Consider the following 18,064-nt stretch of genomic DNA (forward strand, 5'->3'; position numbering starts at 1 on the left):
GACGTGCCGCCGGTGACCGCCGAGCCGTCCGGGCAGGACGCTGCGGCCCCCGTGGCCGCTCCCGGCGCCACCGGGGCGGTGTCCGAGCCGTCCGTGACGGCGACCCCGGCGCCCGGCGTGAGCGCGCCCGCCGCGGAGGAGGACGACAACCGCAGCTGAGCGTCGCGCCGGGCCTTCCGGCACGACGTCGACCGGCGTCCGGCGCCGGTCGTGACCGCAGCAGGGCCCCGTGGGAACCACGGGGTCCTGCTGCGCGTCGGGCAGGTGTCCGTCGCGCAGCGTCTTTCGAGTTGCTTACGCACTGTGACGGCATCTACTGTTCCCGTCACCGCATTGGGTGAACGGGGTGAGGGGGCCTACATGGTGCACGCAGTGGTGGCGGGTTCTGCGGGCGTCGCCGAGGAGGGGGCCGGGCCGGCCGCCGGGACCGCGACGAAGACGGCGGCGCGGCGCAGGGAGGCGCACCGCCCCCCGACGCGCGACACGGAGCTGGCCTGGACCGAGGCGGAGCTGCAGGAGCTGCGCGCGGCGCTCGAGGAGGACGCCGAGCGGCTCTCGGCCGAGCTGCACCGGGCGAGCATCGCGTTCAGCGCGCTCGTGACCTCCGGAGGGCAGGGAGCGGGCGACGACCAGGTCGACCACGGAGCCGCCACGGCAGGTCGCGAGCACGAGATGACGATCGCCAACAACGAGCGCGACCTGCTGGACCAGACCGAGCGCGCGCTGCAGCGGATGGCCAGGGGCACGTACGGGGTCTGCGAGTCCTGCGGTCACGCCGTCGGCAAGGCGCGCCTGCAGGCCTTCCCGCGCGCGACGCTCTGCGTGCCCTGCAAGGCCCGCACCGAGCGCCGCTGAGGGCACCGCCGACCCGACCGGGGTCGGCGGTGCCCCACCCGGGTGCCGGGGGCGGCCGACGGCGCACGAGGCGTGCGACACTCGTGACCCCATGAGCGCTCCCGTCCCGCCCTCCGAGCCGCAGCCCGACCCCGCCGGTGGGGCCCCCCGGAGAAGCCTGTGGTGGCTCGCCGCGGCGGTCGCCACCGCCGGCTACGCGGCCGACCAGACCACGAAGGCGCTCGCCGTCGCGAACCTCGTGCCGGGCCAGGTCCGCCCGCTGCTCGGCGAGGTGCTCCAGCTGCACCTGATCCGCAACTCCGGGGCGGCCTTCGGCCTCGGCGAGGGCAGCACCTGGGTCTTCACGATCGTCTCCGCCGCGGTGTCCGTCGCGGTGGCCGTCCTGCTGCGCCGCGTCCGCAGCCGCGGCTGGGCCCTCGCGCTGGGCCTGCTGCTGGCCGGGGCCGTCGGCAACCTCACCGACCGCCTGGTCCGCGCCCCCGGTGTCGGGCGAGGGCACGTCGTGGACTTCCTGCAGCTGCCGTCCTGGCCGATCTTCAACGTCGCCGACTCCTGCGTCGTCTGCGCGGCCGTCCTCATCGCCGTCCTGGGCCTGCGCGGGGTGCGCCTGGACGGCACGCGCGAGCGCGCCGTCACCACCGGCCCGCAGGAGGCCCCCGGTGCCTGAACTGCGCAGCCTGCCCGTGCCCGACGGCCTGGAGGGCGAGCGCGTCGACGCGGCGCTGTCGCGGTTGCTGGGGCTCCCGCGCAACCGGGTCGCCGAGCTCGCCGCCGCCGGCCTCGTGCGCCTGGACGGCCGCGAGGCGGGCAAGTCCGACCGCGTGCGCGCCGGGGCCTGGCTGGAGGTGGAGGTGCCCGACGTGGCGCCCGCACCGGCCGTGGTCGCCGAGCCGGTGCCCGGCCTGCACGTCGTGCACGACGACGACGACCTCGTCGTGGTGGACAAGCCCGTGGGGGTGGCCGCGCACGCCAGCCCGGGCTGGACCGGCCCGACGGTGGTGGGCGGCCTGGCGGCGGCCGGCTACCGGGTCGCCACCTCCGGACCGGCGGAGCGGCAGGGCGTCGTGCACCGCCTCGACGTGGGCACGAGCGGGCTGATGGTCGTGGCCAAGAGCGAGCACGCCTACGCGGTGCTCAAGCGCGCCTTCAAGGAGCGCACGGTCGACAAGGTCTACCACGCCCTCGTGCAGGGTCACCCGGACCCGCTGCGCGGCACGATCGACGCCCCGATCGGCCGCCACCCGGGCGCGGCCTTCAAGTTCGCCGTGACGGCCGGGGGCAAGCCGAGCATCACGCACTACGAGGTCCTGGAGGCCTTCCGGGGTGCCGCGCTGGCCGAGGTGCACCTGGAGACCGGGCGCACGCACCAGATCCGCGTGCACTTCGCCAGCCTGCGCCACCCCTGCGTCGGCGACCTCACCTACGGTGCCGACCCCGTGCTGGCCGCTCGCCTGGGCGTGCAGCGGCAGTGGCTGCACGCCGTGCGGCTGGGCTTCGAGCACCCCGGCACGGGGCGCTGGGCCGAGTTCGCCAGCGACTACCCGGCCGACCTGGCCGGCGCCCTGGACCGCCTCGCCGGCTGAGCGAGGCTCCCCGCCGTGTCCGGTCGCCACGTCCCCGGCGGTGTCGGGGGCCGGACCTAGGATCGGCTCGTCGGCCGCGCCGGCGCCGCTACGCACCACAGCTCCACAGATCGTCCGAGGAGGCGCTGCCCGACCATGCCCGAGTCGTCGTTCGTGCACCTGCACGTCCACACCGAGTACTCCATGCTGGACGGTGCCGCGAAGGTGGACGACCTGTTCGCCGAGGCGGCCCGCATGGGCATGCCCGCGGTGGCGACGACCGACCACGGGTTCGTCTTCGGTGCCTACGACTTCTGGCGGTCGGCGAAGAAGCACGGCGTCAAGCCGATCATCGGTGTCGAGGCCTACCTCACCCCCGGCACCGCGCGGCAGGACCGTACCCGGGTCAAGTGGGGCGACGAGCGCTCCACCTCCGGCGACGACGTCTCCGGCGGCGGCGCCTACACGCACATGACGATGCTCGCCAGCTCCACGGAGGGCATGCACAACCTCTTCAAGATGGCCTCCCTGGCCAGCCTGGAGGGGCACTTCTACAAACCGCGGATGGACCGCGAGCTGCTGTCCACCTACGGCAAGGGCCTCATCGCCACCACCGGCTGCCCGTCGGGGGAGGTGCAGACGAAGCTGCGGCTGGGGCGGTACGACGAGGCGGTGCGCGCGGCGGCGGACTTCCGGGACATCTTCGGCGCGGAGAACTTCTACTGCGAGCTGATGGACCACGGCCTCGACATCGAGCGACGCACCCGCGAGGACCTGCTGCGCCTGGCCAAGGACCTGGACCTGCCGCTGGTCGCGACCAACGACCTGCACTACACCCGGGCGGAGGACGCCACCGCGCACGCGGCGCTGCTGTGCGTGCAGTCCGGTTCGACGCTGGCCGACCCCAAGCGGTTCAAGTTCGACGCCGACGACTTCTACCTCAAGAGCCCCGCGGAGATGCGCCACCTGTGGCGGGACTTCCCCGAGGCCTGCGACAACACCCTGCTCATCGCCGAGCGCTGCGCGGTGGAGTTCACCGAGTCCACCGGTGCCTTCATGCCCCGCTACCCCTGCCCCGAGGGGGAGAACGAGGAGAGCTGGTTCGTCAAGGAGGTCTGGCGCGGGCTGGCCGAGCGCTTCCCCGCCGGCATCCCGGACGCGGTGCGCACCCAGGCCGACTACGAGATCGAGGTCATCACCTCCAAGGGGTACGCCGGGTACTTCCTCGTCGTCGCCGACTTCATCAACTGGTCCAAGCGCAACGGCATCCGCGTGGGCCCGGGCCGCGGTTCCGGCGCGGGGTCGATGGCGGCGTACGCGATGCGGATCACCGACCTGGACCCGTTGCAGCACGGGCTGTTCTTCGAGCGCTTCCTCAACCCCGAGCGCATGTCGATGCCGGACTTCGACGTCGACTTCGACGAGCGCCGGCGCGGTGAGGTCATCCAGTACGTCGTCGAGAAGTACGGCTCCGACCGGGTGGCGCAGATCGTCACCTACGGCACCATCAAGGCCAAGCAGGCGGTCAAGGACTCCTCCCGCGTGCTGGGTTTCCCGTTCTCCATGGGCGAGCGCATCACCAAGACGATGCCCCCGGCCGTCATGGGCAAGGACATCCCGCTGTCGGGCATCTTCGACCCCGGCCACAAGCGCTACTCCGAGGCGGGCGAGTTCCGCGAGCTGTACAAGAACGACCCGGAGGTCGTGCGGGTCGTCGACACCGCCCGCGGCCTGGAGGGCCTGAAGCGGCAGTGGGGCGTGCACGCCGCCGGCGTCATCATGTCGTCGGAACCGCTCATCGACCACATCCCGATCATGCGCCGCGAGCAGGACGGCGCGATCATCACGCAGTTCGACTACCCGACGTGCGAGACGCTCGGGCTGGTCAAGATGGACTTCCTCGGCCTGCGCAACCTCACGATCCTCGACGACGCGCTGAAGAACGTCGAGCTCAACGGCAAGGACCCGGTCGACCTGGAGTCCCTGGAGCTGACGGACCCGGCGACGTACGAGCTGCTGGGCCGCGGGGACACCCTCGGGGTGTTCCAGTTCGACGGCGGGCCGATGCGCTCGCTGCTGCGGTTGATGCGCCCGGACAACTTCGAGGACATCTCCGCGGTCGGCGCCCTCTACCGGCCGGGCCCGATGGGCGCCGGGTCGCACACCGCGTACGCGCGGCGCAAGAACGGCCAGGAACCGATCACCCCGATCCACCCCGAGCTCGAGGAACCCCTCAAGGAGATCCTCGGCACGACCTACGGCCTGATCGTGTACCAGGAGCAGGTCATGTCGATCGCGCAGAAGGTCGCCGGGTACTCCCTCGGCAGCGCGGACCTGCTGCGCCGCGCGATGGGCAAGAAGAAGCGCGAGGTGCTCGACGCCGAGTACGTCGGCTTCGAGAAGGGGATGCTGGACAACGGCTTCTCCAAGGAGTGCGTCAAGGCGCTGTGGGACATCCTCGTCCCGTTCTCCGACTACGCGTTCAACAAGGCGCACTCCGCGGCCTACGGGCTGGTGTCGTACTGGACGGCGTACCTCAAGGCCAACTACCCGGCCGAGTACATGGCCGCGGTGCTCACCAGCGTCCGCGACGACAAGGACAAGTCGGCGCTCTACCTCAACGAGTGCCGCCGCATGGGCATCAAGGTGCTCCCCCCCGACGTCAACGAGTCCGCCGCGAACTTCACCCCGGTCGGCACCGACATCCGCTTCGGTCTCACCGCGATCCGCAACGTCGGCGCGAACGTGGTGGAGGCGATCGTGGCGGCCCGGGACGGCAAGGGCCGCTACGAGTCGTTCACGGACTTCCTGACGAAGGTGCCCGCCGTGGTCTGCAACAAGCGGACCATCGAGTCCCTCGTCAAGGCCGGCGCGTTCGACTCCCTCGGGCACCGCCGCCGCGCCCTGGTCGCGATGCACGAGACGGCCGTGGACCAGGTCGTCGGCGTCAAGCGCAAGGAGGCCGAGGGCCAGTTCGACCTGTTCGCCGGCCTCGGCGGGGACGAGGGACCGGACGCCGGCGGATTCAGCGTCGTCATCCCCGACCTCCCGGAGTGGGACAAGACGGAACTGCTGGCCCACGAGCGGCAGATGCTCGGTCTCTACGTCTCCGACCACCCCCTCTTCGGCCTGGAGCGGCTGCTCACCCAGTCCTCGGACTGCTCCATCGCCCAGCTGATGGCCGACGAGGCCCGCCCGGACGGCTCGCCCATCACGATCGCGGGGATGATCACCGGGCTGCAGCGCAAGCTCACCAAGCAGGGCAGCCCGTGGGCGATCGCGACGGTCGAGGACCTGGAGGGCGCGATCGAGGTGCTCTTCTTCCCCGCGACCTACGCCCTCGTGGCGCCGTTGCTCGCGGAGGACCTCGTCTGCGTGGTCAAGGGCCGGCTCAACCGCCGCGATGAGGTGCCGACGATCTACGGCTCGGAGGTGACGATCCCCGACCTGTCGGCCACCGACGGCATCCCGGTGACGATCGCCATGCCCGTCACCCGCTGCATCCCGCCGATGGTGGAGAAGCTGCGCGACGTGCTGCGCACCCACCCCGGGGGCACCGAGGTGCGGCTGCAGCTGGTGTCGAACGGCAACGGGGCGAGCCGGCCCCGGACCACCCTCATGCGCCTGGACGACGGGTTGCGGGTGACCCCGTCGCCCGCGCTGTTCGGTGACCTGAAGGCGCTGCTCGGGCCGTCGTGCCTCGTCTGAGCCGTCGTCGCGGCGCCGGCACGGGCGGGCGTGCGCCGGGTGAGGAGCCACCGGAGGCCGGCGGCGGCGCGCTGCCGGGTCCGGACCAGACGGCGGTGGAGGCGACCTCCGGGGATGGGGCCGCCTCCACCGCCTCCACCGCGGAGGTCGCCCCCACCGCGGGGTCGGGGCGCCGCGAGCTGGTGGCGCTCCTCGGTGTGCAGGCCCTCGCAGGGCTGGTCGCCGGTCTGGCGTGGTGGGTGCTCGCGCACGACCCGCCGAGGTGGCTGGCGGGGGAGCCCTGGCTGACCAACGGTTCCGTGGACGCGGCCCGCGACGGAAGCCTGGCCGTCCTCGAGCTCGTCCTCGGTGCCGCGGCCGGCCTGCGCGTCCTGCGCCGCCCCGGACCCCGCCCGCTGCTCACCCTGCTGGTCGGCATCGGGGGCGCGCTGCTGGCCTCCGGGCTCGCGGTGGCCGTGGCGGCGGTGCTGCCGGTGGGCGTGGACTCCGCACATGTCGTGCCCCGGGCGTGGGGGGTGGCGCTGCTGTGGCCCACCGCCCTGGCCGGGGTGGTGTTCGTGCGGACCCTGGCGCAGTCGCTGGTGGCGTGGGTGCGGGGCTGAGCGCGGGCAGGTGCTGTTCCCTGTGGTGATCCGCACCCGCGGCGGCGCGTTCGGTCCACCGCCGGGGCCGTAGCGGGTGTCCGCGGCTCGTGCTCGTGCTTGACTGGGCCGACGGCTCTCGTCGTCTGGGGCCGGGTCGTCCAGCTCCGCGATCGTGGTTCTCGGAGCAGGGTGGGGAGCAGTGCCGAGTCTGGGTTCGTGCGGCGTGCTGATGTGCGTCTACACGGAAGAGCGCTGGACCGTGATGTCCGAGGCCCTCGATGCGCTGACGCAGCAGACGCGGTCACCTGACGAGGTCGTCGTGGTGGTGGACCACAACGCCGCCCTCGCCGCCCGGTTGCGGTCCGAGCGCCCCTCCCTCCGCGTCATCGCCAATGAGGGTGCACGAGGGCTGTCGGGTGCCCGCAACAGCGGGACCGCTGCCATGACCAGTGACGTCATCGCCTTCCTCGACGATGACGCCGTGCCCCGGCCCGACTGGCTGGAACGGCTCGCGGAGCCCTTCGAAGAGGCCGCCGTCGTCGCCGTCGGTGGCTGGGCGATCCCGCGCTGGCCGACGTCGGGCGTTCCCGCGGTCCTGCCCGATGAACTGCTCTGGATCGTGGGGTGCAGCTACCGCGGCCTCCCGCGGGACCGCCGGGAGATCCGCAACGTCATCGGGTGTTCGATGGCGTTCCGCCGACAGGCCGTCCTGGATGCCGGCGGCTTCACCGACGGGATCGGGAGGGTGGGGAAGACGCCGCTGGGTTGCGAGGAGACGGAGTTGTGCATCCGCATCCGCCAGCGCCAGCCGTCGGTCAGGATCGTCAGCGCTCCGGACGCGGTGGTCGACCACCTGGTCTCGCCCGACCGCGTCACGTGGGCCTACCTGCTCCGCCGCTCCTGGGCCGAAGGGTTGTCCAAGGCGCTCGTGGCGCGGCTCGTCGGTGCCTCCGACGGCCTCAGCTCCGAGCGGACCTACGCCCGCCGCGTACTCCCGGCGGGTGTCCTCCGCGGCGTCGCAGGTGGCCGGCGGGGCCTGGAGAGCAGCGCCGCGATCGTGGCGTGCCTCGTGACGACCACGGCCGGGTACCTCTGCGGGAGCGCGGCGACCGCGGGCCGGCGGAGGGGGCAGCGAGCAGCGTGATCCGTCGACGACGGGAACGCGGTGTTGCCGTTCAGGTAGAAGGACCAGCGCCCGGCCTGGCATCCGGAGGGAGTTCCGACGCCTCGCTCGGCCCGGGGGGGACGCTGGAGCCCGCTGTCACCTCCAAGGCCGGTGGCAGTGGCATGTTCGGGCGCGGCATGCTCTACGTGCTCGTCGGTTCGCTGCCCATCGCGAGCGGTGCTCTGGTGTCACCGTTCCTCGCGCACATCCTCGGTCCGCGCGAGTTCGGCGCCTACGCCTCGGCGTTGGCGCTGTACCAGCTCGTCGTCATCCTGGGCACCCTCGGTCTGGAGAAGGCCGTCCTGCTCCAGCGGGTCCAGGACGGCGACGACCTGCGAGCCCGTGGCCTCCTGGCGCTCGGTGTGCTCGCCGCGTGGGTCGTGGCGGGCGCGGTGCTGCTGGCGAAGCCCTGGTGGTCGCCGGCCCTCGGCTTCGGGGATCAGGGCGAACTAGCCGTGATCACCGTCCTCTGGGCGGCGAGCGGCGCCTCGGGACAGGTCCTCGTCGCCCTGCTGCTGGCCGAGGACCGCTTGTCCTCCTACGCGTTCGCCAACCTGCTGGCCGCCGTGGGGAGCCAGGTGACGGGTGTGCTCTTGGCGGCGTGGTGGTCACCGACTGCCGTCGCGTACTTCACGGGAGCGCTGGTGTGTCAGTCCCTCGCGGTGGTGCACAGCCTTTTCACAACGCGGCCCAGGCTCTACGGCCTCGTGGACGTGCGTGTTGCGCAGCGAGCCCTCGCCGTTGGGCTTCCGCTGATGCTCGGAGCACTGTCGCTGGTCGTCCTCAACCTCGGGGACCGCTTCCTGATCGTCCGCACGCTGGGGCAGGTGGAGGTGGGTAGGTACCAGATCGCCTACACCGTCGGTTACGTGGTGCTCATCCTCGTGCTGCTCACCGGCAGTGCGTGGAACCCGCGCATCGTCGCGGTGGCGGACGTGTCCAGGCGCTGGGTGCTCAGCGGACGCAGTCGCGATGCGCTCTACGACCTGCTCGTTCCCGTGGTGCTCGGCGTGACGCTTGCAGGGCCTGTGCTGTTGCGCATCATGGCTCCCTCGTCGTTCCGGACCGACGGGCTCGTCGTCGTGGTGTTCGTGGTCGCGCTGGGCGCCTACCCGGTAGCAGCAGCCGGAGCGAGTGAACGCCTCCTGCTGTCCGAACGGCGCACGCGCCCGCTGGCGGCCGCGGCGGCCGCGGCGGCCGCGGCCAACGTCGTGCTCAACCTCGTGTTCATCCCGTCGTGGGGGCTCCTCGGCTCAGCGCTGGCCACCTTGGTCGCCTTCGCGTTGCAGGCGGCGATCCAGCGCGCTGCGCTGCCCAAGACGCACACGCTGCCCGCTCCGCCACCTTACGTCGTCATCCGTGTGGTGGCGGGTGCCGCCCTCTGTGGTGCCTCGTTGCTCCTTCCGGACTCGGCTCCGGCTCGGTGGGGGACCTTCGCCGCAGCGGTGGCCGTCTGCCTCCCGTGGTTCGCGATCAAGCTGCGAACGGCAAGCCGGGACGTCGGGTGATCGGCTGGACGCGGCGAGGACGTCGCACGAGGGAGCAGCTGGTGAGCGGCGACCATAGCCTGGACGGCATGTCCGACGACCACGACCGCCCCGACGGACGCCAGGGTCGTCGTGCGGGCGGACCGCTGCGGCACGTCGTGCCCTCCGGAAGGGGTACCAGCGCACTCGAGAACACCGGCTCCGTCGAGCAGTCGCGGGCACGAGGTGCCGGTGGCCGCGGTCGCCATGCCAGGACAGTCATGGCCGGCGGGCCCGGCTGCGTCGGGCAGACGGCCGTCCTGGGCGTGCTGGGCCTGCTCGCCGCTGCCGCGGGCATCTGCTCCCTCCTCCTGGCGGGAATGGCGCCGTGGGCCTCCGCCTGGTTGCTCGGCCTCTTCCTCCTCGCAGGGCCCGGAGCTGCGATCACCGCGCACCTCGGAGTTTCTCGGGCAGCCGCCACGGCACTCGTCGTCCCTCTCAGCACCTCCGTGGTGGTGCTCGTCGCGACGGTTCCACTGCTCCTGGGGACCTGGCGTCCCAGGACCTTGCTGGTCCTGCTGGTGGTGGCCGTCGCCGCCTCGTCGACGGCCGCTGTGCAGGTGTCCCGCCGCTACGGGCTGGACGTGCTCGAACTCGTCGACGCCCTGCTCTCGGCGGTGCACGTCCCACGGCGTGCCGCCGCGCCGCTCGTGCTCACGGGCATCGCCGTCACCTGTTGGGCTGCGTCGCTGCCCGGGATCCGGCGGGCCGGCACGTCGGACTACGGACTGCTCGCCGCGGCACCGTGGTCCTTCCGCGTCGCGCTCGTCCTCGCGCTGGCGGCCTTCGTCGGCGCCGTGCGCGGAGGGCGTGGTGCGCCGTCCGTCCTCGCCCTCCTCGCGGTCGTCGTGGTCTGGCGCGGGGCCACGAGCGCGGCGGTCAGCGTTCCGATGTACCCGTGGACGTACAAGCACATCGGTGTCGCCGACTACGTCCTCCGCAACGGGCACCTGGCGGGCGACGTCGACATCTACAACCAGTGGCCCGGCATGTTCGCCGCAGCTGCCTGGTTCAGCGCCGTGTCGCACGCGGGCCTGCTCCAGGTGGCGCGCTTCACGCCGCTCGTCGTGCACGTGCTGCTCGCGCTCCTCGTCCTGGCCCTGGCCCGGCGCGTGGGGTGCTCCTGGCCGGCGGCCAGCACGGCGGGGCTGATCGCCGAGGCGTGCAACTGGGTCGGGCAGGACTACTTCGCCCCGCAGGCCGTGGCGATGCTGCTCGCGCTCGCGGTGCTCCTGCTGCTGCTGTCCTCGCGGAGCGGCGTGGTGTGGTGGGCGTTGCTGCCGTTCTCGGCGTTGACGGTGACCCACCAGCTCACTCCGTACTGGCTCGCGGGACTGGCTGTCGTGCTGGCGCTGCTCCGTGTGGTGCGGCCCTGGTGGATCTCGCTCGTGATGGTCCTCATCGTCGTCGGCTACCTGCTCCTGCACCTCGACTACACCAACCGCCTGGGCTTGTTCTCCGGCTTCGACGTGCTGAGCAACGCGCAGAGCAACATCTCCTCCGGTGGGAGCCCGGGCCGTCACTTCACGAGCGCCGCCGCCCGGGGCACGTCCCTGGCGCTGTGGGCCGCCGCCGCGGGTTGTGCGATCTGGTGGTGGCGGCAGAGCAGGCGCCGGGCCCTGGTCCTCGCCGCCGCGGCGTTCAGCCCCTTCCCCCTGCTCGCCGTGCAGAACTACGGCGGGGAGGCGATCTTCAGGGTGCTGCTGTACTCCCTCGCAGGGTGTGCGCTCCTCGTCGGGGAGCCGTGCGCCAGGTTGCTGCGCGCCTCGTGGGCTCGGGCGGCGTCGGCGGCGTCAGCGCTCCTCGTGCTCGGTGCACTGGCGCTGCAGGCCTACTTCGGCACGTGGTTCGTGTACCGGGTCAGTCCCGTCGACCTCGCCGTGTCCGAGCGCCTCCTGGAGGACGTGCCCCCGCCGGCCTACCTCTCGATGGTGTCACCGATGTGGCCGGTGCGCCCTACCGGCGCGTACGTCCCCTTCGCGGAGTTCGACAGCGCCTTCGACTCGCCGGTGTCCGGGTACGACCCGGCCTCCACGGGGGGCATCACCACGTCCCTCGCAGGGCGGGACTTCTCGACGGCGGCCGACCTGGCGGCGCTCGACGAGGTCGTGTCGGCGCGGAGCGCTCCCACGTACCTCATCATCAGCGAGCAGATGGAGGTCTACAGCGACTACTTCGGCGTCTCCCCGCACGGCTCTCTCGGACGATTGCGTGCCGCCCTGGACGCCTCCGGCGGCTGGCAGCGCGTCGTCGACGAGCCCGGCGTCACCGTCTTCCGCTCACCGGGCGCCGCCGCCCCTTGACCCGGTGACCCGACCCTCACGCCGCGGGTACGCCACCCGTGAAGATGCGGATGGCTCCGACGCTCATGCGCTTGGGGAAGTCGGTGTTGGCCACTCCGGCGGTGGGGCTCACCGCCACGTTGAGGAGGATGAACTGCTTCTTGTCGAAGGGCCACTCCCGGCCCATGTCACGAGCGTCTGAAGCACGGAGCACGCGCACCTGCCGTCGGTCGATGTAGAAGCGGACGACGTTGCGGTCGAAGTACGCGCCGAAGAGGTGGGGCCGCGTGTCGAGGGACTCGCCCAGGTCGACCACCCCTCCTCCCTCCTCCCACCCGCAGACCGCCTCCGTGCGCGAGGAGGTGGCGGTGCTCATGTGGAGGGCGTTGTGGGCCAGGGACGGCTGGCCCCCTTGTCCCTCGAAGACGTCGATCTCCCCGCACGCGGGCCAGCCGACCACCGGGTGGTCGACACCCATGAGCCAGAACGCCGGCCACAGCCCCGGGCCCACCGGTGCGGTGATGGACGCTTCGACGTAGGAGCCGGGTGCCACCGACACCTTGCCGCACGTGTTGATGCGCGCACTCGAGTAGTTCGCGGGGGCACCTCCCACGTCGGTGACGAGCTCGCGCCGGGCGGTGATGACGAGGGACCCCAGCCCGTCGACGCAGACGTTGGACCGGCGACCGGTGTAGGCCTGCAGCTCACCGACGCCCCAGCCGTAGCCGCCGGTCTCCGTGTTCCACACTGCGGGGTCGACCGCGCTGCCGGCCGCGCCGCCGAAGGTGAGCGTGCGGCTGGGGCGGCTCACCACGGGGGGTGGCGGCAGGTCCACGACCTCCCGGACGCTCGCGCCTGCGACCTGCAGGTGCAGAGCCCCTGTCGTGGGGAGCGACAGGTACACGGCCGTGTCGCTCAGCGCGGGGGAGGTCGCCGTGAAGGTGGTCACGAGGGGGTGCCAGTCGGTGTCGCGGTACGCCTGCCACACGCTCGCGGCGGCAGGTCGACCGGCGTAGTTCTGGTTCGCGAGCAGCACGCCGAGCGTGCTGCCGGAGGCTCTGTGGTCCTTGACCCACAGCTGGAGCCTGTAGGTGCGCCCAACCACGAGACTGGTTTCCGGCGAGCGCAGCGGCGCCAGGGCGTACGCCCACCCACCACGGTCCGTCCGACTCGTCAGCGTGGTCACCACGGTGGCGCCCGCTGGTGCGCCGACCGCCGATCCGCTCGTCACCGCGATGCTGCCGGCTCCCGTTCCGGTCCACCACGGCACGGCGCCGGTACGGCTCGCGATGACCAGTTCGCGGGAGGAGACCGTGGCGCCCGTCCTCGGCGACCGCGTCACCGCCTCAGCGGTCCTGGGTGCAGCACCGGCGGCGCCGAGTGTCCCCAGCAGAGCGGCCGCGAGCGCCGTCCGCCGGTCGAGGGCAGGCCGGCCCGGGTGTCGCGCAGCCAGTGGCATGGTCGGTCCTCGTGCCGGTGCGGGGCACTGGGTCTCGTGGACACCAGTCGTTGACACCTCGGCATCGGCGCGGATCGAGGCGCGCTTGAGTCCGACGTCCCCGTCGGCTGTGGCGCCGTGGGACCGCTCGCGCGGTAGGGCTACCGGTACGGTCCGCGAGCCGACCGGTCGTCACCGGCCGCGGCTCCGCTGCCTTTCCCCCGCCCAGATCCGGCGCCCTGTTGCTGCACGCCCGCTGTGCGCGGCTGCCTCCGGCTCGACGGCGGTGCCCGCCCACGTGGACGGTCAGGCGACGTGGGGCGGTGCGAGCGCGATGGAGCGCGCCCGGTCGCGGAGCAGCTTGTTGCACGGTCGCTCGACGAACAGGTGCAGGGTCGCAGCCGCAGCCGCCGCGACGAGCGTGATGAGCGCGGCGCCCGCCACTCCGCCGGGGACGTGACCGCGCATGTTGACGATCGCCATCTCGTGCACCAGGTAGAAGGCGAAGGAAGCTTCGCCGGTGAAGATCGCCGGGCGCGACGTCAGCCAGGTGCTCCCCCCCGCCGAGGTCGCGGGACGTCGCGCACCGCCAGGCCGCCCACCACCCCCAGGAGGAATTCCGCGCAGCGCACGGGGGGAGGCGAAGGCGTAGCCGTGGCCGACGACCGCTGCCGCGACGGCGAGCACCAGGGCCGCGGTGGCCAGGGCCCAGCGAGCGCGGCCACCCAGGCGGCGCAGGACCGGGACGGCCGGCGGGAACGACGCGTAGAAGAAGGCTTCGCAGCTGAGGGACCACGAGACGCCGTTCATCCCGTAGGTGATGCGCGGATCGGTCGACCAGGCGTGCAGGAGCAGCGCGTTCGGCAGCGCAGCCTCCCAGCTGCGGGCGACCGACACCACGGGCAGCACCGCAGCCAGCGCCAGGGCGACGGCGTGGCTGGGCCACACCCGGGCGAACCGGCGGCGGTAGAAGGTGTGGGCCGGGAGCCCTGGACGCGTGCCCCACGCGAGGACGAAGCCGGACAGGACGAAGAAGAAGGACACGCCGGCGTAGCCGAGGCGCGCAGGGCCGTCGAGGGAACCGACCACGCCCCAGGCGGCCAGGTGGAAGATCAGCACGGCCGCGGCAGCGAAGGCCCTCAGCGAGGTCAGGCGTGGCAGCATCTCGCTCCGGTCGGGGACGGGGCAGGGGTTGCCGCGGACGCAGCCACGTCATGGTGACCGCCCGGCGGCCGTCTCGCTCGACTTCGGCCCTTCTGCCCGGTGCGAGCGACCGTGACGTGCGGCACCATCCACGCCCGCGCCCGAGCGCGGCTTGGCGGACCGCGCCGTGACGCCGCTCGTTCGGGTGAAGTCGCCGCACCGGCTGTAGTGTCGCGCGGGTGAGTCGTCAGCCAGCTCCCGCGCCGCTGCGAGTACTGGGGTACGACCTCATCACGCGCGAGGTGGAAACACCGGCGACCCCTGACGGTCCGGAGCCCGCGACGGCGTTGGTGCTCGTGCGGTGGCGAGGTCGGCCGCTCGGTCTCGTCGAGGTTCCCAACGGCAGCGACGACCTGATCGCCTCGCGCGTCGACGAAGCGGCCCGCGAGCTGCATTCGGCGGAGCTGGACGCCGAGGTCCCCTTGGAGCTTTCCCGGCAGCCGCTCCTCTCCGTGGTCGTCGCGACTCTCCGCAACCCCGAAGCTGCCGTGCGGTGCGTGCGGCGCATCCTCGACGGCGACTACCCGCACGTCGAAGTGCTCCTCGTCGACAACGACGACTCACCCCTCGCGCTCCGCCAGATCGCCGCGCGGACCTTCGGGCCGGAGGACCCGGTGGTCCTCGTCCACGAGCCGCGCCGGGGGCTGTCGAGGGCCCGCAACGCCGGCCTCGCGGCGGCGGAGGGCGAGTTCGTGGTCTTCACGGACGACGACGTGCTTGTGGACCGCGGTTGGGCCCGGGCGCTCGTCGGCGCGCTGCTCTCGGGTGACGACGTGGCGTGCGCCACGGGGCCGATCATCCCGTCGGAGCTCGTCACGCCGTCCCAGCGCTGGCTGGAGGAGTACGGCGGCTTCAGCAAGGGCTTCGAGCGCAAGAAGTTCAACCTGACCACGCACCGGCTGGATACCCCTCTGTTCCCCTTCGACTCCGGCAAGTTCGGTTCGGGAGCCAACCTCGCGTTCCGCACCGACCGCCTCCGGCAACTCGGCGGCTTCGCCGAGGACCTCGGAGCCGGCACGCTGGCCCACGGCGGCGAGGACCTCGACGTGCTCCTCAGGACGGTGCGGGCGGGGCACAGCATCGTCTATGAGCCCTCGGCACTGCTGTGGCACGCTCACCGCCGCTCCTACGAGGCTCTCCGGCGGCAGATGTACCGCTATGGCGTCGGTCTCTCGGCCACCGTGACGAAGTGGATGCTGGAGGACCGCCGGACGGCGGGCGAGGTGCTGTCGCGGGTGCCCGCCGGCCTGGGGCAGCTGCTGAACGGGCGATCGGCCAAGAACGCCCGCAAGTCGACGAGCTACCCGCGCGTGCTCAGCATCCTGGAGCTGGTCGGTGTCTGCGCCGGGCCGGTGGCCTACGTGCGCAGCCGGCGCCGGACGGCGCAACGGGACGCCTCGGCCGGGAACTGAGGCGCCTCTGCGAGCCGCCGGGACCTCCGCCCGACCCGGCAGCAGTGCGCTGGACGACTTCGAGCAACCCGCACCTGGTGCGCCGTTCGGCGCGTTAGCGTGACCTCCCGCATCCCGGCGCTGGCAGGACCCGGCCGGCTCGGCGGCCGGAGCGGGCAGCACGGAGGAGAACGACATGCTGCGCCGCACCCTCACGCTGCTGGGAATCCTGTGCCTGGTCGCCGCACTCGGTCAGTCACCGTCGTGGGCCGGCCTTCCGCGGGGGAAGGGGAATCCCGCCAAGACCCTTCCCGCGGTGCCGGCGGGGCTGCGTGCCGTGCCCCTCGACAGCAGTGAGATTCACGTCGCGTGGGGCGCCACGTCCGGAGCCACGACGTACGAGCTGCTCGTGGACGGCACGACCCTGGTCCCGCTGACGAGCACCGTGTACCAGCACGCCCACCTGCTGGCGGGGGCGACGCACCGGTACGCCGTCCGGGCGCGCAACACGGCCGGTATTTCCGCGTACTCGGCAGCGGCCAGCGCGACCACCCCGTCTGCGCCCGACCCAGTGCCCGCTCGCGTGGGCCCTCTGCAGACCTACCTGGCGCTCGGTGGCTCCCTGGCACAGGGCGGCTCGCCGCTGAACGACGTGACGGTGGCGTACGCATACAGCTTCGCCGCCTCCGAGGGCAGCTCGCTCGTCGACTACGGCTGCTCCGGGGAGAGCAGCACGACGTTCGTCAACGGGGATTGTCCGTATCCCGGCTCCGTGAGCGATTCATATACCGGATCGCAGTTGGCGGCTGCGGAGAGTTACATTCGAGCCAACAGGGGGCGCGTCAGCCCGGTCTCGGTGCAGGTGGGTACCAACGACCTCTTCGCCGTCACCGTGGTGGCTGTGGTGTGGCGGGCACGGCTCCTGCAGCGCTCGACGCCTACGAGGCGAACATGCGCACCATTCTCACGCGCCTGTCGGCGGCCCTGGCCGACTCCAGCGGAACGCGCACCGGCGACCTGGTCGTCCTCAACATGTTCGACCCCTACCAGAACGACTGCCTCGCCCATCCGCAGAGCCGCCAGGTCTTCGAGGACCTCGACGCACGCCTCGCCGCGGTCGCCGCGGAGGTGGGTGCTCCCGTGGTGGACGTCTTCGCGACCTTCGGCGGTCGCGTGACCGCGCAGAACGACCTGGTGTGCACCTACACGTACATGTGCGCGCGGCCGCAGGACGTGCACCCGACTCGAGCCGGTCATGACGCGATCGCCCGCGCGCTCCACCAGACCCTGGGGTACTGAACGGGGTCCGCTCCGGGCCGGCCTGGTGCGGTGCCCGTCGAGCCCGCCGCGAGTCGCTTGTGCGGCGCTCGCCGCGGCTCGGCCGTCGGGCCCCCGACCGCTTGATCTGAACCGCCGACCAGGGGAACGATGCTGCGTTGTCGATCGACTCCGCCACCTGAGGGCTCGCGCGCCTCTGGTGCCGCCACGTACCGACGGGCCGGGGAGGTGACCACGCAGTTGCCCCTGGGACGACACCGACGCCGCCGTCAGCGCGACGAGCGCCTCGCCGGCCTGCGCTCCTTCGCCGCCCGGCAAGACTGGTCCGTCGTGCCGCTGGTGGACCCGCTGACCCGACTCACCGCGCTGCAGCTCGTCGCGGCCGGGCGGGCGGGGACGGAGCTGGCGGTGGAGGGCGTGTGGGACGGGCGTGCGGCGCTGTTGGCCAGTGTGCTGGTGCACCACGCCGCTGCGCCGGAGCGGCGTCTGCGTGATCAGGTGCTGCTGGCGGCTTCGGTGGAGCTGTGGCCCGACGCCTGGGGCGCCCGCTGGGCGCTGGTGGTCGCTCCGGACGGTGGCGTCGAGCCGGTGTACGGAGAGGTGCCGACCACCGCGGCAGCGCTGGTGCTCCGCGCCGGTAGCCGGTTGCCGGGGGAGACCTGGAGTGCCGGTGGGGGGCTGCTGGTGTGGGCGGCGTCGCTGACGGGCTCCTGGTCGGCTGAGCGTCTTGCGGGACTCGCCGACGAGCGGATGCACGGCATGGGGGAGTTGGCGGCCCGGCTGGACCACCAGCTGTGACGTGCGCTGATCAGGGTCGCTGCCCACCTGGTCTAGGGCCTCTAGTCAGTTGTGGTCATCTTTGCGCCGATCATGCGATTTGTGGAGGTCTCGTGTAGCGAGGCCATCACCAGACGGTTAAGCTTTCACCTAGTTCCCGGGCCTCCGCTGGGTGGGTCGACAAGGCTTTCTGCGGGAATTGATCATGGGTGAGCTGTGATCCGTCGGGCGTCTTGGATCTTGACCCGCTTCTCCGGACACCGACCTGAGGCGATGATGTCGCCCAGAGAGGAGT

The 18,064-nt window shown here is 72.3% G+C and carries 13 protein-coding genes; 11 read left to right on the plus strand and 2 right to left on the minus strand.

Going from position 1 to position 18,064, the window contains the following annotated elements; all coding sequences use genetic code 11:
• Positions 1-360 precede the first annotated feature (360 nt).
• The 8 genes from ABEB16_RS07950 to ABEB16_RS07985 all read left to right on the plus strand — a co-directional run bounded on the left by ABEB16_RS07950 (position 361) and on the right by ABEB16_RS07985 (position 11,703).
• Positions 361-855 carry a TraR/DksA family transcriptional regulator gene (locus tag ABEB16_RS07950; RefSeq protein WP_345711726.1) on the plus strand — a complete coding sequence of 165 codons (495 nt, stop codon included), beginning with the start codon at positions 361-363 and terminating at the stop codon, positions 853-855.
• A gap of 91 nt (positions 856-946) precedes the next feature.
• Positions 947-1,522, plus strand: coding sequence for a signal peptidase II (gene lspA / locus ABEB16_RS07955; protein WP_345711727.1), 576 nt, complete (start codon positions 947-949; stop codon positions 1,520-1,522).
• A complete protein-coding gene (locus tag ABEB16_RS07960; protein WP_345711728.1) occupies positions 1,515-2,438 on the plus strand; it encodes an RluA family pseudouridine synthase in 924 nt (307 codons plus the stop codon). Before lspA ends, ABEB16_RS07960 begins: the two co-directional genes overlap by 8 nt.
• A gap of 135 nt (positions 2,439-2,573) precedes the next feature.
• The gene (gene dnaE / locus ABEB16_RS07965; RefSeq protein WP_345711729.1) at positions 2,574-6,125 is read left to right on the plus strand and encodes a DNA polymerase III subunit alpha; all 3,552 of its coding nucleotides are present in this window, start codon (positions 2,574-2,576) and stop codon (positions 6,123-6,125) included.
• 95 nt (positions 6,126-6,220) lie between these two features.
• The gene (locus ABEB16_RS07970; protein WP_345711730.1) at positions 6,221-6,727 is read left to right on the plus strand and encodes a hypothetical protein; all 507 of its coding nucleotides are present in this window, start codon (positions 6,221-6,223) and stop codon (positions 6,725-6,727) included.
• A 181-nt stretch (positions 6,728-6,908) separates the two neighbouring features.
• Complete coding sequence (locus tag ABEB16_RS07975; RefSeq protein ID WP_345711731.1) at positions 6,909-7,853, plus strand: glycosyltransferase family 2 protein; 945 nt, start codon at positions 6,909-6,911, stop codon at positions 7,851-7,853.
• A gap of 158 nt (positions 7,854-8,011) precedes the next feature.
• Positions 8,012-9,382 carry a lipopolysaccharide biosynthesis protein gene (locus ABEB16_RS07980; RefSeq protein WP_345711732.1) on the plus strand — a complete coding sequence of 457 codons (1,371 nt, stop codon included), beginning with the start codon at positions 8,012-8,014 and terminating at the stop codon, positions 9,380-9,382.
• 239 nt (positions 9,383-9,621) lie between these two features.
• Positions 9,622-11,703 (plus strand): hypothetical protein, encoded by a 2,082-nt coding sequence (locus tag ABEB16_RS07985; RefSeq protein WP_345711733.1) that lies wholly within the window; start codon positions 9,622-9,624, stop codon positions 11,701-11,703.
• 16 nt (positions 11,704-11,719) lie between these two features.
• Here ABEB16_RS07985 and ABEB16_RS07990 read toward each other — a convergent pair whose 3' ends face one another.
• Together ABEB16_RS07990 and ABEB16_RS07995 are read right to left on the minus strand one after the other, a co-directional pair.
• Positions 11,720-12,718 carry a glycoside hydrolase family 16 protein gene (locus ABEB16_RS07990; protein ID WP_345711734.1) on the minus strand — a complete coding sequence of 333 codons (999 nt, stop codon included), beginning with the start codon at positions 12,716-12,718 and terminating at the stop codon, positions 11,720-11,722.
• 708 nt (positions 12,719-13,426) lie between these two features.
• Positions 13,427-14,284 carry an acyltransferase family protein gene (locus tag ABEB16_RS07995; RefSeq protein WP_345711735.1) on the minus strand — a complete coding sequence of 286 codons (858 nt, stop codon included), beginning with the start codon at positions 14,282-14,284 and terminating at the stop codon, positions 13,427-13,429.
• Positions 14,285-14,502: 218 nt separating this feature from the next.
• On the opposite strand from ABEB16_RS07995, the gene ABEB16_RS08000 reads away from it, so the two are divergent.
• The 3 genes from ABEB16_RS08000 to ABEB16_RS08010 all read left to right on the plus strand — a co-directional run bounded on the left by ABEB16_RS08000 (position 14,503) and on the right by ABEB16_RS08010 (position 17,790).
• Positions 14,503-15,735 carry a glycosyltransferase family 2 protein gene (locus tag ABEB16_RS08000; protein ID WP_345711736.1) on the plus strand — a complete coding sequence of 411 codons (1,233 nt, stop codon included), beginning with the start codon at positions 14,503-14,505 and terminating at the stop codon, positions 15,733-15,735.
• A gap of 930 nt (positions 15,736-16,665) precedes the next feature.
• Positions 16,666-17,013, plus strand: coding sequence for an SGNH/GDSL hydrolase family protein (locus ABEB16_RS08005; RefSeq protein WP_345711737.1), 348 nt, complete (start codon positions 16,666-16,668; stop codon positions 17,011-17,013).
• A gap of 309 nt (positions 17,014-17,322) precedes the next feature.
• Positions 17,323-17,790 (plus strand): hypothetical protein, encoded by a 468-nt coding sequence (locus ABEB16_RS08010; protein WP_345711738.1) that lies wholly within the window; start codon positions 17,323-17,325, stop codon positions 17,788-17,790.
• Positions 17,791-18,064 lie beyond the last annotated feature (274 nt).

It is taken from the genome of Kineococcus glutinatus (assembly GCF_039542765.1).
GTDB lineage: Bacteria > Actinomycetota > Actinomycetes > Actinomycetales > Kineococcaceae > Kineococcus_A > Kineococcus_A glutinatus.

What these genes read in the sequence shown, in the direction of transcription:
- ABEB16_RS07950 (WP_345711726.1), top strand. Translation starts at nt 361, where the DNA reads ATGGTGCACGCAGTGGTGGCGGGTTCTGCGGGCGTCGCCGAGGAGGGG.
- lspA (WP_345711727.1), top strand. Translation starts at nt 947, where the DNA reads ATGAGCGCTCCCGTCCCGCCCTCCGAGCCGCAGCCCGACCCCGCCGGT.
- dnaE (WP_345711729.1), top strand. Translation starts at nt 2,574, where the DNA reads ATGCCCGAGTCGTCGTTCGTGCACCTGCACGTCCACACCGAGTACTCC.
- ABEB16_RS07980 (WP_345711732.1), top strand. Translation starts at nt 8,012, where the DNA reads ATGCTCTACGTGCTCGTCGGTTCGCTGCCCATCGCGAGCGGTGCTCTG.
- ABEB16_RS07985 (WP_345711733.1), top strand. Translation starts at nt 9,622, where the DNA reads ATGGCCGGCGGGCCCGGCTGCGTCGGGCAGACGGCCGTCCTGGGCGTG.
- ABEB16_RS07995 (WP_345711735.1), bottom strand. Translation starts at nt 14,284, where the DNA reads ATGCTGCCACGCCTGACCTCGCTGAGGGCCTTCGCTGCCGCGGCCGTG.
- ABEB16_RS08005 (WP_345711737.1), top strand. Translation starts at nt 16,666, where the DNA reads ATGCGCACCATTCTCACGCGCCTGTCGGCGGCCCTGGCCGACTCCAGC.